General features: G+C 58.0%; 12 protein-coding genes. 4 read left to right on the plus strand and 8 right to left on the minus strand.

Features of this window, described 5'->3' with window-relative positions; translation table 11 throughout:
* The first annotated feature begins 625 nt into the window (after positions 1–625).
* Entirely contained in the window at positions 626–904 is a 279-nt protein-coding gene (locus tag XH87_RS09535; RefSeq protein WP_271587068.1) for a hypothetical protein, read from the plus strand.
* A gap of 679 nt (positions 905–1,583) precedes the next feature.
* Here the strand turns inward: XH87_RS09535 and XH87_RS09540 are convergent.
* Both XH87_RS09540 and XH87_RS09545 read right to left on the minus strand, forming a co-directional pair.
* Positions 1,584–1,934, minus strand: coding sequence for a hypothetical protein (locus tag XH87_RS09540; protein ID WP_271587069.1), 351 nt, complete (start codon positions 1,932–1,934; stop codon positions 1,584–1,586).
* Positions 1,935–2,148: 214 nt separating this feature from the next.
* Positions 2,149–2,889, minus strand: a complete 741-nt coding sequence (locus XH87_RS09545) for a glycosyl hydrolase (protein ID WP_271587070.1) — start codon at positions 2,887–2,889, stop codon at positions 2,149–2,151.
* Between the two features lie 119 nt (positions 2,890–3,008).
* Here XH87_RS09545 and XH87_RS09550 point away from each other — a divergent pair, with 119 nt between their 5' ends.
* Both XH87_RS09550 and XH87_RS09555 read left to right on the plus strand, forming a co-directional pair.
* Positions 3,009–3,197, plus strand: coding sequence for a hypothetical protein (locus XH87_RS09550; protein ID WP_333909174.1), 189 nt, complete (start codon positions 3,009–3,011; stop codon positions 3,195–3,197).
* A 622-nt stretch (positions 3,198–3,819) separates the two neighbouring features.
* Positions 3,820–5,139, plus strand: coding sequence for an MFS transporter (locus XH87_RS09555; protein WP_271587071.1), 1,320 nt, complete (start codon positions 3,820–3,822; stop codon positions 5,137–5,139).
* Positions 5,140–6,286: 1,147 nt separating this feature from the next.
* On the opposite strand, the gene XH87_RS09560 is transcribed toward XH87_RS09555, so the two are convergent.
* Complete coding sequence (locus tag XH87_RS09560; protein WP_271587072.1) at positions 6,287–6,493, minus strand: hypothetical protein; 207 nt, start codon at positions 6,491–6,493, stop codon at positions 6,287–6,289.
* Positions 6,494–6,981: 488 nt separating this feature from the next.
* Between XH87_RS09560 and XH87_RS09565 the strand changes: the two genes are divergently transcribed.
* Positions 6,982–7,203 carry a hypothetical protein gene (locus XH87_RS09565; protein WP_271587073.1) on the plus strand — a complete coding sequence of 74 codons (222 nt, stop codon included), beginning with the start codon at positions 6,982–6,984 and terminating at the stop codon, positions 7,201–7,203.
* A 552-nt stretch (positions 7,204–7,755) separates the two neighbouring features.
* Here XH87_RS09565 and XH87_RS09570 read toward each other — a convergent pair.
* From XH87_RS09570 to XH87_RS09590, 5 genes are all read right to left on the minus strand, one after another.
* Entirely contained in the window at positions 7,756–9,978 is a 2,223-nt protein-coding gene (locus tag XH87_RS09570; RefSeq protein WP_271587074.1) for a hypothetical protein, read from the minus strand.
* Between the two features lie 542 nt (positions 9,979–10,520).
* On the minus strand, positions 10,521–10,874 hold the full coding sequence (locus XH87_RS09575) for a hypothetical protein (protein WP_271587075.1): 354 nt from the start codon (positions 10,872–10,874) through the stop codon (positions 10,521–10,523).
* A gap of 282 nt (positions 10,875–11,156) precedes the next feature.
* Positions 11,157–12,398 (minus strand): cytochrome P450, encoded by a 1,242-nt coding sequence (locus tag XH87_RS09580; protein ID WP_271587076.1) that lies wholly within the window; start codon positions 12,396–12,398, stop codon positions 11,157–11,159.
* A 334-nt stretch (positions 12,399–12,732) separates the two neighbouring features.
* A complete protein-coding gene (locus XH87_RS09585; RefSeq protein ID WP_271587077.1) occupies positions 12,733–13,614 on the minus strand; it encodes a pantoate--beta-alanine ligase in 882 nt (293 codons plus the stop codon).
* Between the two features lie 203 nt (positions 13,615–13,817).
* The gene (locus XH87_RS09590) at positions 13,818–15,299 is read right to left on the minus strand and encodes a pentapeptide repeat-containing protein (RefSeq protein ID WP_271587078.1); all 1,482 of its coding nucleotides are present in this window, start codon (positions 15,297–15,299) and stop codon (positions 13,818–13,820) included.
* Between the last annotated feature and the right edge of the window lie 321 nt (positions 15,300–15,620).

The following is a 15,620-nucleotide window of genomic DNA, read 5'->3' on the forward strand; positions in this document are numbered from 1 at the left end:
GCATCGCTTGGCACGCTGGCGTCGAGGTCAGGGAAGGATTTCACTGCTTGTGAGATCGAAGCTATCCCGCCTTAAAGGCGATCGCTCATAACCGCGTCTGACGCCGCAGCCGCGCTCGTAACGAGATCAGCATCGGCGATTCGTAAGCCGCCACCTGCGCAATGGCGTATTGGTGCTCCCAGGTGCATCCGAAGGGGGAACGGGCTTGCATCGGGTGACCAACACCGCCACCATCGCTAATGAAGAGCGTTGAGGCCGTTCAAACCGCCCTGCTTTTCGCTGATCACAGAAGTCCTGCGGCGTGAGTCTAAGAGTTGAAACATTCGCAATCCTTGTCGCTCGTTGGATAGCCTTGGCGTGGTCGGGGGCCGTCCCCACCCATCTGAGATACAACTTGACGCTACGTGCGATTCAAGGGATCTGAGGCCGTCAAACTGGACCATTTTTGGCTAGAGTTTTCGCCACCGAATCCTCTCGGCTGGGAGGAGCGACAGACGATGAAGGCCTCAAAATTTTGCGACACCCAGAAGGCGCTCATTTTCAAGCGGGGAAATGAAGCTGCCAATACCCTCGGCTGCATCAAGATGCGGGCGCCCTGACTTGGCACGCAGAGACACAGAAAGCTATGGCCGAGCAATCGACAAATTTGCCGAAGGTGCCGCCAGTTCAGATGGTTCGCGAGACGGAGGAACTGGCAAGCAAAACGCAGAACGCGCGAGAGAGGCACGCCATCAAGCTGAACCCTTACCAGAAGGTCCAGTTCACGACCCACTACTTGAAAAAACTAAGCAGTGCGACGCAGATTCCCGATACGACTGTTGCGCAACGCGGAGGAAGACGCGACCAGCGGGTTCTTGAAGACGCCTTCGGAGATCGCTTCCCGGTCAGGCCCAGGCCGCCGTAGGCTCCCCTTTCCTTTACGGAGCAATTTCAACGATCCGCTCAGTCCGGGCAAGTGCCGCCCTCAGTTTTGTTGCTGGTGCGATCGCCGTCCCCGATCGCGGAGCAGTCACTCCGGTTCTTGTAGTCAAGCGAGATCAGCAGATCATCCTCACCTACCCGCAGCATCATCTCTGCCAGCTTCGGCGGTACGCCTAACGGTGATCCACCGAACGACTCTTTGCCGGAAGCAAGACGCGCGCGCACACTGATGCCGCCAAAGCGCTTCCATAAATCGCCGGATTAGATACTAAGACCACGCGAACGGTATAAATGCCACGAATCCAAAATTAGAAATGGCCGATCTTCATCTCGTCGAGCACAGTTGCCTGTCGAGAAGACGAAGCTGTCGACGTCACCTTCAAATTGACAAGCAAGGCTTCCTGGCGGACGTCCGGCCCTAGCCATCGCCGATCGGCGCGTATGCAGGTCCACACAGCGAGCGACAGCTTCACTGCTTGCCGAAAGACCACAGTCCGCGGAGAAGGCGCGCTTGCCCGCGGCGTTGTCCTCTCCAAGGGCCGCGGTCACCGAAAGCAACGCCAGCGCAACGATGACAGCTGTTCCTGCCCGCATCGTCACATCTTCACCACGCGTTCGGGCAATCCGGTAATGACGTCGAGCGCGGACAGGATCGCGCGCTCCTACCAGGCCAGTTGCGAGGCGTTCTCGCCCGCCAGCGCGATGCGGCCGTCGATCAGGCAGAGATTGCGGGAGTGCTGCGCGGCTCCGGCCTCGGTCCATTCGGCGGCGCAGCCGAGCGTGAACGGCACACTATGCCGCACCACCGCGACGCCTTTCTCGAATTGGCTTTTGTATTGCGGATCGATCACGGCACTGAATTCGACCGCGCTGGCGACCTGCTCGGCCGGCGTCATCGCGGTGAACCCGAAGGGATTGGCACCTCCATACATGTAGGCACCGAGCAGGACACCGCGGCCGCCGGGGTTGAAGCGAGTGTGCCGCGGGTGTGCGGTAATGACTGACGTCCTCATATGGTTGCCTTCCCTCCACTCGGAGCCTTTTCGAGACCTCAATGTAGGCAATCCTACACACGAACTGCTCGATCGAACCGCAGCAGTGGGTTTGTGCTAAGGGCCGCAACACCAAGCTGCTTGGGAAAGGCATTGCGAGTCAGTCACACTGCCGAAGCGGCGAACTATATGCAGCGCGGAGCTACGGCGCTCGGGTTCTATGGCCGCAAAGCAGTTACTTCGAGGTCACGGCCCAATGGTTGACGTCGAAGTTTAGGCCGCCTGGGGCTGAGGTTATCTCAACACCATATTGGACGCTGCCGACGACTATATCGCCGAAATACCCTTTCGACCTTATCCATAGCAGGATACTCTTGATGTCTACGGTCTCTGCGTTGGCCTTGGACGTGCGCAGGAACGAGATGACCTTGTGGTTGTTCCAGCCTTCAAACACATTCCAAGTCGTCTCTCCCACGTCGACGCCTGTGTAGACTGGAATCGCGGCTCCCCCTGTGGAAGTGTAGTTGTAAGAAATGGGCTTGACATCGTCACTTCCATCGGGATTCCCGGTGTAATTGGTCCAGAGCATTATCTCATAGGCATTCGAGCTGTCCCAAATGTCGTACGCGAAGTTCCAACGGCCGCGAGCCGGGACGCTCTGATCGAAGCTCGAAGTCAAGGTCTTGATCGCGCTCAGCCGTTTACCAACATTGAACGCCTCGTGGGGATAGCTCTTGATGCCGCCGGTATCAGTATGGTTCGACCACCCACTCCATCGATCGACCGCATGTGCAGAGATCGTCTGAGGGCCAGCACGTTGGCCATATACGTCGTTATTCCAGGAATAGCCATCAAGCGAATAGGTGCCGTATCGATCACTCGAACTCCAGATCGGCGCTTTCGCGGATGCCGGGAATAACCCAATCATGGCCACAAAGGGCAGCGCAAGAACGTTCCGCTTCGACAACTCAGACATTCTAAATCTCCAACTGAGATCTGCCCGTCAGCGCCCAGAAGCGAGCAAAAGTGGTGCCAGTGTTCGCGTGCCTCGCGAGGGCTTCAAAACGCAGATCAAGCTATCAATGCGACGCGATCGTGCTGCACGAAACGGCCCGTAATCCGCACGCTCCGTGGGTGGGCGATCTGCTTGCTGAAGGAGGCCACGGCTGGATGCAGGATCGCGCCGATCCATATGAGCGCGAGCGCGCCTTCGATCTAACCCGCTTCGATATCCCGCAGAGATTCTCGCCCGAGGAGGCTCTCGCCGAGCTGCGTGACGTTTAGGCTTCGATCGGCGACACCTGCCCCGATTGCTCCGAACATTAGACCGCACTGTCGAGCCTGCCACGACGGAGTGGGTTAGACGCTGGAACCCGGCGTTCTCGTTGGCGTCCGGGTTAGCTTTATTCCTATGCCGGCACGCCGAGCCAAGCCTGAGTTCGCGTCGGCGCCCGCGCCCTCTAAGCGCATCGCTGCCCCATGACCCAACCGACGAGCGAACGATATCCTGGCTGGAATCGCCGCCGATCGCTTCCTCAGGGCGGCGATCGCCAGATCAGAGCTGGCGCCATCTGTTCGGCACCCGCCGATTTTGTCGCAAACTCGCCACTGCACAGCAGCGGAATGTCTGCGGCCGCCCGACAACTGCAGCGGGTTCACTTAATTGTCGTTGCTGGCAAGGGGCGCGATCAGTTCAAGGGTTGAATGGGAGCCGGAAGAGGCAGGCATTTTTATTGCACACGTTATCATGAGCTTCGTCGTGACACGCTTCAGCTACAGGTGGACTGGGGCAGTGGTGGCCGTGCTCGATCATCAACGTAGAGACGTGTCCGGCAAGCGAATTGCAACGCGCGCGACCTGAGTGTCGAATGTTCGTGCCGGGGATCGCGTTCCAGACAGGTCGAGGATGGCCAGGCAATTTACTCGAGAGAGGTTGGAGCCCGCCCTCGTTCCGGCTGAGGAACGCTTGACAAGCCGCGCGGTGTTGGGCGCAACGATCGGCAATATTCTCGAATTCTACGACTTCGGGACCTATAGCTTTTTCGCGATCCAGATCGGTCGGGCGTTCTTCCCGGCGACGGACCCGTTCGCCAGCCTTATGCTGTCGCTCGCGACGTTTGGCGCGGGTTTTGTGACCAGACCGATCGGGGCCATCGTGCTCGGCTCGTACTCGGATCGGGTCGGGCGCCGGCCCGCGATGACCGCCAGCTTTGCCATGATGAGCGCGGCGATACTTGTATTGGCTGTGACCCCTTCGTATGAGACAATAGGGATTGCAGCTCCGTCATTGGCCATTTTTGCACGTTTGCTGCAGGGCTTCGCTCTCGGAGGTGAAGTCGGTCCGACTACTGCCTACTTGATGGAAGCGGCCCCGGCGCAAGCCCGCGGTTTTGCTGTCTCGTTTCAGCCTGCGAGCCAACAGATAGCTGCGACGGCCGGAGCGTTGGTTGGGGAAATACTCTCCCTCACCATGACAAGCGAGGCACTCAATGCGTACGGATGGCGGATCGCGCTTTTGCTCGGCGCCGGTACGCTGCCCTTCGGACTTTGGTTGCGGAGCGCCTTGCCCGAAACGTTGCACCGCCCCGAAGTTCCACCTCCCGTCGACCAGCCTGTAAGGAGATCGCCTGCCGCTCGCCGCATCATGAGCCTGGGATTTGTCATCTTGGCCAGCTGCACGATTATCACCTACGTCACGGGATATATGACCACCTATGCACTGAACACCCTGCAAGTTTCCGCACCTCTCGCCTTTGCGACCCCGCTCGTCAGCAATACGGTAGGAATTGCTGCTGCACTGCTGGGCGGTTGGCTCGCGGACCGGGCCGGACGCCGTCACATCATGATATGGCCGCAGATCACTGCGTTGGTGATGACCTATCCGGTGTTTTTGTGGATCGCAGAGAGCCGTAGTGCCCTCGCACTTCTTGGAGGCCTCGGCGCCCTCACCCTCATCGGAACGATTCCGTATAGTGCCTTCTATGTGAGTATGACCGAAGGTTTGCCCAAGAACATTCGCGGTAGCGCGTTCGCGACGATTTACGCTTTTGCGATAGCGATCTTCGGGGGCACCGCTCAACCCGTCGTCGCCTGGCTGATCCATGTAACCGGGAACGCGCTGGCTCCGGCCTGGTACATGCTTGCCGCTAGCGCGGCCGGGCTCTGTGCCATGCTTATGATGCCCGAGACCGCACCGCCGAAACTTCAGAGCGTTGCGAACAAGTGAAGCCCGTGATAGCGCTGGACGATGTAATCACGGGTCGCTTCCAGCTATATCGCGGCCGCCTCACACCGTTGGCACTGATGTAGATCGGCCTGAGAGATGGGGAACAGTGTGAAACATTCGCTTGCACGAAGCCCGTGTCCAACCGCGCCCTTCCTGTTGAACTTCGTTGGCTCTCAAGCTTTTTGTTTTCTCCTGAAGAATGGTCCGCTATAGCTGGGTTTCGCTGTCAGCTTTGTTCACTGATTTGACTCCGTCTGCGATGTAGCGGGACATATCACAGCGTGCAAGTCAGCTTCCGAAATACCATGCCCCTTTGCCGGCTCGACAATGCCCCAGGTGAGTTCATCCACATCCTGTGATGCGCCAGCCGTTCGATACTGCTCGACCGCGTGGACACAGCTTACGCCAACTCGATAAACTCGCGAGCCTTGCTCACCGGATTCTCCCAAACTGCCTCGGCGCGTTAGCTGGTAAGTGAAGAGAGCAAGTAAGCACCCCTTCTTAAGGGCGTCCCGGCTCTATCGCCTACAGGCGTGCGCCAAGCAGGACACCTCGTCATCCGGACTTCGCGTCGTTCACCCCGCGCGCGTACTCTTTCCGCAGTCCGCCATCAGATCGTGGCGCGCGGTCCATTTGTCGAGGTTCTCAGACGTTGACATCGAAAGGCGTGAAGGGCCCATTACGAAAGATGGGTTGGAGCCATCGGCTGGAAGAGCAGCATGGTACGCCCCGCACACGAAGGCGTGCCAGATCGATGGTAACGGCGCCAGCTTCAACAGAACACTCAGATATCAACTTCAGCAATTCTCATTGTTAGCGGTAAAACCGAACACCCATTGCCCGGCCAAGTATTTTTTTAGACTGAACTATGAGCCTGGCACCAGCGGCTTTGGCGCTGATTGTTTTCCCGGTGCTCTCCCAACCGAGTTAGCCAATTATTCGGCAAGAGCTGCGCCAGCAGTGCTTGCCTGAATAGTCTTACCTCGATGTGTGGCCCTGCTCGGGCGGAATTGTCACCTAAGAGAACACCGAAAATGGCGCGCCTTGCATCGTCTGCAGGGCGCGAAGAGGACGCGACCGCTGTCTCCACGAGCGGTCGGTGTAGGAGGCCACTATCCTCATTCTCTTCTTGGTCTGCTTTGCGTTGTTAGGGCTTCACGCACGCGGGGTCGGTCAAGCAAAAGAAGAGATCGCAGATACCCTCCAACGGGTCCTCCTCGCATTCAGGATATGATGTATCGGCTACCTGCACCTTGGCGTCGACCGGTTGCGCGGCGACCTCAGCGACAAAAGTCGGCACCGCCGCCGTTGCAAGCGCGACGACGCTCGCAGCTACCAACAGCAATTTTTTCATTCGAGAGTCCTTCCCTTGTATAGGCCCAGCCGTCCACTACGGTCCTATATGACGACCCCGCGATGGTAAAATTGATTTTCGTGATTGGTTCTATCTACGGAATGAATAAGTTTGGACATCTCCGCGGGCTTGATTGAGCCGCGAAGAACAAGCGAATCCGTTTGTGGTCGCCCTCTCCCCGCCTCAAAGTGGTCCGCGCATTTCTCAGAGGACTCGCATTTCCGCGTATTGTACCCGGACTTGGCTTGTGGACTGGGACGCAGTGAATTGCACCGGTTCGAGACCCGAAGTGCGCTCCTAATGGCCCCTGCGGCACTTTCGGACGAGCTGGGCAAGCGAGTTCTAGGTGGCCGAGAAGGACTACGGCGTCTTTGTTCGGCTGAGCTCTAGGTCAAACCGCAAGGCCCCGAGCACGTGGCGACAGTGCGGGACCAGGAGGGTAGCGGCTTTGCGAACTACTGGCGAAGTGTTGGCAAGCTTGGGAGACGATGCTGACACGCATTGTCCCCGAAAACCATGCAGAAATGGAGCAGCGGCTCGCCGATGAGATGGGCGAGGAGTTTCAAACTCGCCTGAACCAACGGCTCACCAAAGGGGGCCTAACGGGCTATGCCGATGTCGAGCGGGCGCTCGGATCTCAAATGATTGCCCGCGAGATCAAAACCGAGGTCATGCAATGGGTGCTTGGGACACACGGCATCGAGCCGTAAACGTTGTCACGCTCTCGATACCGATTGTTGTCACCAACCGCTCAATGGCAGCGCGACCGAGCTTATCGGGTTGCGGAAGCATCGCCTACCGTTCCGGCGATCCCAACGTCGGTGACTGAAAACAGCAAGGACATGACTGATCATACGCCCATATGCTGGAATTGTTTCGGCAGCGCTCGCTGCCATTGTCAGTTGAAGAGAAGCAGCTCCGATGTCACTCGGCTTGAGGCACCGAAGAAACGACAAGCCCCAGCATCTTCCGGGGGCCATGGAGGCGGGATGCTGGGGCCGTCGTCGCCTTATGCAAGAGTAGCAAACAGGCGGCGGTGTTGTGCACCACCCGATTCGATTCGTCAAAGCGGCCCGGGATGCTCAGCTCCCGTGCATCCGGACGATCCACAAGCCGCTCAAGCTCCGCCAAGGGTTCCCCAAGCTGCATCGCTTTGCGAGATGGAGCCTGACGGGCTCGGTGCTGCCCAGGCAATCCGCCGAGGAGGTCTGTAGGCATGAAAGCTGCCACCGCGGCACACTGCCGCAAGACAAATCAGCCCACTAGATCCCTAGTCGAGCCATCTGCGCCGACACGTGCTCCGGATCGGTAGGAGAGTGCCACGGATAGCCGCCAGCGGCGGCGCTCAACAAGGACCTACAGAACGCAGGGGCGAGCTTGCCGCGGTGGATCACGACGTTCTCGTGCCCCTCGGCGGCTCGAGCGCTCTGCCAGTGCTGATTGTACCCCCGCTGTTCGTCGGACTTCACGTGGCAAGCGGCGAATTCGCGATCGCCGAGCGTTGCCAATTGCCAGGCATGTACCGGCCGCTTGGTATGGATGTGCACCCACACCGGACTCGGCATCTTACCATTGCTCAGCGCCTTGGGCTGAAGCCTGATCTCGAACAGCGTCCCCGGCTCGCCATTCAGAGCGCGCGGTGGATCTGCAGGCGCCAATTCCCCGGCCGCCCGCAAATGTTCAAGGTAATTCTGCGACGGGAAGGCGTAGGTTTTCATGCAATCCATCGTGATCGCTGCCTTCCGCGCATTCAAATAATTTGCCTGTCCCTGCACCTCGGACCACATCGCCTTGAGCCGGACTATTTTTTCGTGCACTTCGGGCACCTGCGCAGGCGTAAGCAGGCCACGTCGGCGAGGCTCCTCCAGCGCCGCTACGCAGGCCTCGATCTCGGTGGCTTGCGTCTGCAGGCGCTTAACGACGAGACCCACGACGTGGTCAGCGTCCTCGGGCTTCATCTGGCGCGCTTGCGAGACGGCGCTTTGCTGCCCCGGCAGATTGAACTGCAGCAGCTCGTCCAATCGATTGAGCAATCCGCTCAGCGCTTTCCTGGATGGCGGAGCCTGCCACATCTCCAGGTGGCCGTCCGCTGATGATGATTCCTGTGCGCGTGCCGCCTCCTCCGCGGTCGCAAGCTTTTTGGTGCCGAGGTCCGAGAGGACGATGACCTTACCTGTCGGAGCCGAGGCAGCGTCGGGCCTGGCGAGCTGCGGGTCGCGCTGCGCGGCCGTCGAACTCCCCTCGCCTGGCCCCGGTGCGCGCTTGCCTCTTCCCTTCCTGCGCGCGGCCTGGCCCTCAGCCACTACGCCGGCATTTTCCGGTATCCAGCTGGCCAGCGGTTGAATCACGGCGGGCGTCTTTGGCTGCACAGCCAAAAGCCGCGTGACTTCGTTTGCAGTGACCCAGGCACCTTCTACGATCTGGTCCAACAGATCCAATGGAACGTCCGCCCCCATTCCGTCATCCCTTAGCCCGGCAACGATGCCGTGCACTCCTGACGCAAATTCCGAAAGCCGCTCCATGACACCTTCCAGAACCGTGCAGTGCTCTGCGTCGAGCGCCGCTCCGTCGCTGTACAGAACGGCTTGGACCGTCGACAGGAATGCTGGAAAAACATCCTCGACGAAGGTTCCGAGCAGACGCACCCGCCCGTCCTCACCGATGAGGGCGTCATTCAAGTCTGGTTCGAACGTGCTCGCCTGCGATTCGATCAGGAGCTGCGCGAGAGCGACCCGCGATTGCAGATACATGCACTTCGTAAAAAGTGCCCAGCCCGTATGCAGGCGTAGCATCTCGGGCGTGGTATCCGGCAAGTTGGCGGTGGCCGCGCAGACGGAGCGCATCCGTTCCGAGCGTAATACCTTCTTTCCCCACCACTCCATGCAGGCCATGTAGCGCTGCGCCACGGTCGATACCGCTCGGCTCAGCTGGGCGGGCGAAGCGTTGGCTTCGCGCAGCCGCTCGAGCACTGTTGCCGCTTTCTTTCTGCTCGCCTCCAGCTCATGGGCAATCAAAGTGGCCACGGCGTTGCATTGGTCCCCCGCAGAAAGAGTCTTTTGGCGAACTCGGCGAGCCTGATCGTCGGGAAGAAGCCTGCGTGCCAGGTCGGGGGGGAGGCTTGCATAATAGTCCAGAACTTCCGAGCCTGTCTTGACGACTTGATCAATCACGTCCTGCGCTTCCGACCGGTTCAGGGGTTGGGCCGCCTCATTTTGAGAAGCATGAAAGGCTTCGAGCAGGCTGCGCATTTGTCGCCTGGCTGCCTTGATCTCGTCTTTCGTTGGGACTGCCACATCCGAAGCTGGTGGGTCGCCAACGAGCGGCGCCATTCTATCTTGAGACCCGGAGCGCATCCGCTCCACCGCGGAATCGAAAGATTGCCTGGCCTCTCCGGAGGTTGGCCCAGGCTCCCCGCCCGATCCCCATATGCTATCGGCTTCTCCAGGCTCAACGTGCGACGTGCCAGTTTGGCCAATGCCCGCCATGTTCAACCTCCAATCAAGTCGAGAATGCGCAGCCTGTCTGACTAGACACCTTGGCTGACGACTAGCTGACCAAGAGCGTTCATCCGGATGCACACGTCGCCTTTGTGTTCCACTTCCATCGCAGCTCCTATGTTGCTGAAGTAACCGCATCGGTTCCAAGTATGATCAGCTGAGATATCACCGGGGCCGACGTGCCTTTGGGGGCGAGGTCGTCCCACCTCAATCTCGTGGCTCTGTGCACGTGGACTGGGCCATGTCATCCCAGACGCTGGAGAGCAGCCAGGAGAGCGCTCGCCTCTTACCGGTGAATTGTGGTCAAGCAGAAATGGCCAGGCTATGTCGATTGGCAGACCTGCGGTCGCAACAGGCGTCCCGCTCTCCGGTAAAGAGACTTCGACCAAAGAACTTACCAAGCCACCAGTACACGGATTGTGACGAGACGCTGAAGACCATCATGAACAAACATTTTGCCCTGTCCGAGCAGAATTGACGTAAACTACATCTCGCCAAAGCCGAGCCCCACCCTGGCCGTCGGATCAACTTCATAGAAAGATGGCAGCGAGCGTACCAATCGCGCCGAACATCAGCCCGATCAACGAACCGGCTGTCGGCACGTCTCTAAAGAGCAGAAGGGTGAGTATCGGTTCCACTACCAGAATAGCTCCCACCGATATCGCGACAATGATCCATATATTCTTCAGATGCATGTAGCCCAGCGCGTATCCGAAAACGAGGAGCATGCCACCGAAGGATATCAGGAAAAACATCGGCAACAGCATTGCCAGATCACCGCCGGCCTTCCCAAATCGCCGTGAGGCAATCAGCTCGGCGATTATCGAAAGCGCTTCTCCAAGGAAAATCGCTGCCACTGCTACAATCTTCAATATCAAATTCATCGGCCTCTACGGTGCCGGCCATCCAAGGCAGCCCGGAGACGCAGCATCGGAGTTACCGTGGCGGTTGCCTTTTCAGCCTGCCAGGCGCTTCCAAGTCCTCCGCGCGCTACACTATCGCTCCTCACGCGGACTCCAAACATCTGCCCGGTTGATGACGAGATCCCGACATGCAGCGATTGTTTCGCGTCGATCAAATCATCTTCGCTGCTTGCAGAAGCGAAGATGGTTCAGGACGAGCCGAATCCGACCGAGTGCCGGCTTCCGGACCGGAGCGATCGGGGCCTAGGCTGCAATCCGCACGGGGAGAGCGGAATAGCCGTGCACGAAGTTGGACGCAATTCGCTCGGGTTCGCCGACAACCTTAACCTCCAGCCCCGCATCCAAAATCTCTTCCCAGAGGACTCTCAACTGCAGTTGCGCAAGATGTCGACCAAGACAGCGATGGATGCCGAATCCGAACGAGAGATGCTGCCGCACATTCTTGCGGTCGATGACGAAACTGTCGGCGTTCTCAATGATCTCTTTGTCCCGGTTACCGGAGATGTACCACATGACGACCTTGTCGCCCTTCCTGATCTGTTTCCCGCCTACGATGCTATCGATCGCAGCGGTGCGGCGCATATGTGCGATCGGCGTCTGGTATCGAATAATCTCGGACACGGCGCTCGAGATCAGCTTGGGATTGTCGGTTAGCTTTCGCAGTTCGGAGGGGTACTGACTCATGAACAGGAGGCCGCCGGTAATCGAGTTGCGCGTGGTGTCATTCCCCCCAACGATCAGCAGAATCAGATTCCCGAGAAACTCGCTCGGCCCCATATGGCGTGTGGCGGGCGAGTGCGCCATCAAGGAAATCAGGTCTAGGCGCGGCTCGGCATTGATGCGCTCGTTCCAAAGTCCGGTGAAATAGTCCAGGCACTCGGACAAGATTGTGCTTCGCTTGTCCCAGCTGTCGATTGCGTGGCCTGCCTTCGGAGCTGCAACAGCTACGTCTGACCAATAGGTCAGGAGTCGCCGATCCTCAAATGGAAAGTCGAACAGCGTGGCGAGCATTTGCGTCGTCAACTCTATGGACACCATGTCCACCCAATTGAAGACATCATTGCGCGGCAAACTGTCTAGAATCGCCCTGACGCGAGAGCGGATCAAGCTTTCGAGCTTCGTCAGGTTTTCCGGTCCGACTATCGGACTGACGGTATTGCGCTGCTCGGCGTGCTGGGGAGGCCCCATCTTGATGAAACTCTGGGTCCAGTTCTTGTCAGGCACGTCGACAATAGTGACACCTTGCGCTGACGAGAATGCTTTGTGGTTTGTGTCTACCGCTACGATATCCCGGTACTTCGTCAGGGACCAATATGGACCATGAGGGCTGTCTTGACAGTAGTGAACGGGATCTTCCCTTCGCAACCGCTCGAAGCAACCCCATATGCTGTCGTCCTGAAAGCGCTTGGCCTCGCTTACATCCAGCTTGCTTAGCGGGATAACACACCCGTCGTCAGCTCCATAATCTTCCAATCGCCTTTTCATGATCGTCTTCCGCAGATGTTGCTCTCGAGAGCTTACGGATCCAAAGGTCGCGATCCACCGTTTCGAGCTGCCGTGGCATTTGGCTGCGACGGGCCACTTGAGCAGACTATCTCAAAGTGCGGCTAGCCGACCCTACCATATCCGGCAGTACGGATCGGATTGACTTTTCAAGTCGATCTACTCAGTGGATCGTGAGAGCTTCACCGCTGGTTGGACCATGGCTGTGCGCTGGAGGCAGCGTAAAGCCTAATGCACAGTCATAAGGTAGCCGCTGCGTTCAGGCACGACCGGAACGGCTAGTCTTGTCAAAATCACGATATGCATAATCGTCTGGCTACGACTTTTCAGGCAGATCGATCCAGACATCGGCAGGACCATTCAGGAGTGTATCCCGATCCGGAACGTAGATACTATCGAAGACCCTGAGACCATGAGCCGTTGCCGCTGCAACAATTATGAAAGGGAGCCGGACCTGCTCCAGGTCTTCGAAGCTATCAGTGCCAACAATACGAACAAAATCGAGTTTAAACTGTCGGAACGTTATTTGAGATGTAGCCGAGGCGACAAGATCCTTAACGCTCGATGCTCCTTGGGCGATCTCTTTCCTCGAATGGTTGAGTGCCTTGAAGAGACACGACAGCTCATCAAGCTCGGAGCGGGTAAACCGCCGCAAGCGCGACGAGATGGGCACTCCATTCTTGTATCTCACGGTCGGCACAAACCGTATCTCGCAATCGAGAAGGAGGTCTGCGACCGCGCGCTTCACCAAGATCGCCTGGCCGATATCCTTGAGGCCGAAGTAGCTGCGAGTTGGTCGCGCATAACAAATCCAGCGGATTGCCCCGGTAACGGCTTCCTTCAAGTACGCCTCAGGCCCATCTAAACGCAAATGATAGTCGCCTTGCGACACGAACGTTCGATAGCCAGGCGGGAACATTTCGGTGTCGTTCGAGGAAATCACGGCAGTTGCTCCGGCACGTAGGGCAAGTCCAATATCAGCGTCCAAATCGAACTCGTAGCTCCCACCTGGTCTAAGCTGGGTCTTGTTCGGGTAGACTGTGACAATTGCGACGTCATTCTCCGACGCCGCTCTTCTGATCAGTTCTGCATGCCCAAGATGCAGGGCGCCTAGGGTGTGTACCGTCCCAATAGTCTGCCCTGTTCTCGCTACCTCCCGGATGAACGCTTTGCCTGCGGAAAGACATCCCAGATGCATTTTCTTACTCCGGTTTTTTTGCACGCCGAAAGAGTGGTTTGATCGGCCGGATCGCAGAAGGTCGGCCCTGGGTGTCGTATTGGCCGCGCACGCCAACGAGCCCCAAAGAGCTTTAACGCCCGCTCACAGCTCGGACCACCGCACCAACCTGCTCTAAGCTCACGGACATTGTAGTCCCTTCTATTTTGCGCTTTCCAAAGCAGTCAGGTTGACCCTTCTCGGCCACTTCTGATCAACGATGAGAATTCAGCCAGATAGCTCGATGGCTCGCGCGGCTGATCACCCTTCAAAGCGGACTGCAGTCCCGGACATCGGTCGGCAAAAAACGGTGGCTCGAATGTGGTTATCTTAGCACCCGAAAAGTCGACCTTTACGAAGCTGGCCTGGAACGGCGATATCCCACTCAGGTTCGCGTCCCGCAAGGACGATTGGTTCATGCGAACGTATGCGACGCGCGTTGCCTCCAGGTTGCTGTCGGTCATTCCTGCGGCGAGATATGCCTGAACGAGATTGGATCCTTCGAGATTTGCGTGATCCAATGCCATTGATTGCGGGGGGTCACCGGTCATCATCGACCTGTAGAGATAAGCCTGGGATAGGTCTGCATGTTCAAGATCGCAGTCGCGCACGAAGGCACAGCGACCACGAAAGCCCGTGAATTTGGCGGCTCGCATTGTGCTCTCTGTTATCGAAATGCTTTCGCCTGATGCCCGAGACAGGTCCGCTCCATCGAGCTGACAGGAATGAATAGATGCACCGTTCAACACAGCACCGACGAGGTTCGCGTCGGACAAGCTTACGGACAGAAGCCGTGCCTCGGTCAAGTCTGCCTGCTCAAGCTCCGCACTTGAAAGGTTTGACAGGTGAACATCAGCGAATGGAGCACTCAGGGCTCTCGCCGTAATGCGGCCGCTCACCTTTGAGAGTCTCAGATACGGAAGATGAGCGCCTTCTAGGGCAAGACCGTCGACCGAGGTGGGACGCACGATCGATAAACAGTCCCCCTTTGACTGGAAGAACGAGCAAGCCGCCAGATGCGCCTTCGTGATCGTGACTTGGCTCAGCTTGGCAAAGCGGAAGGAAGCGGAAGGAAGGAAGCATTCATTGATGGTCGAGCCCTGTAATTCCGCGCCATCAAATACAGCATCACTCGCGTCGCACTGGTAAACGAGAAGCCCGCTGAGCATCGCGTTGTCAAAGCGTGTCCTTTTCATGCTGCAACCGTGAAACAGACTGCCCGTTGCATCAATTACACTGCGAAGACTGGCATCATCGAAATTGCAGACCTGCGCTGCAATCGCGTGCATATACGCAAAATCGAGCTTGGCCCCGCGGAAACTTGCCCTCTCTAGCCCTGGACAGATAAGGTTCGCCTCAGAAAGGTCTGCCCGATCCAACTTTGCTCCGTAGAGCTGCGCACGATTGAGGGTACAGCGCCGCAACGGGAAATCTGACAGGTCGTGACCGTTAAAGTTCTCGGAGGATAGCTGCAAACCAATTCCAGTCCTTCTGATCGCCTCCTCGGTTCGCCTCCCGACAGCAGCCACCGCACGCAGCCGATCGGCAGCTCGGCTCCAGTACCGAACAAACTCGCCATCTGATGAAATGTTGCTTTTCGACTCTGACCCGTGCTCTGCTCCGTCATTCGCGGTGCACTCGCTATCAGCGCCGATCGTTTGCGACATGTCGACGATTCCGTATTGCCCGGATTACGAGGGTGCCTGTTATTGACCTCTTTTTGCTCGGCCTTTGAGGTACGATATGCGATTTGTGGCGAACTCGTCGGCGAAATGGCAACACGATGCGTCGATGAAGCAACCTATTGTGTCGGTGGCCTGCGCATCCGGCAGACTTGAGCACGTCAGCCGAATTCTAGTCATGGGCCCCCACTGCCGTTCGCTGCGATTGCCCACCGAGCCCGGCAACGCGGACAACGCAACGGTCGTTTGACAGTGCCGATGTCCAGAAGTTGCAACTTGTCTCGTCGGCTCTTATCGGCAAATCCA

Source organism: Bradyrhizobium sp. CCBAU 53415 (assembly GCF_028128735.1).
Lineage (GTDB): Bacteria > Pseudomonadota > Alphaproteobacteria > Rhizobiales > Xanthobacteraceae > Bradyrhizobium.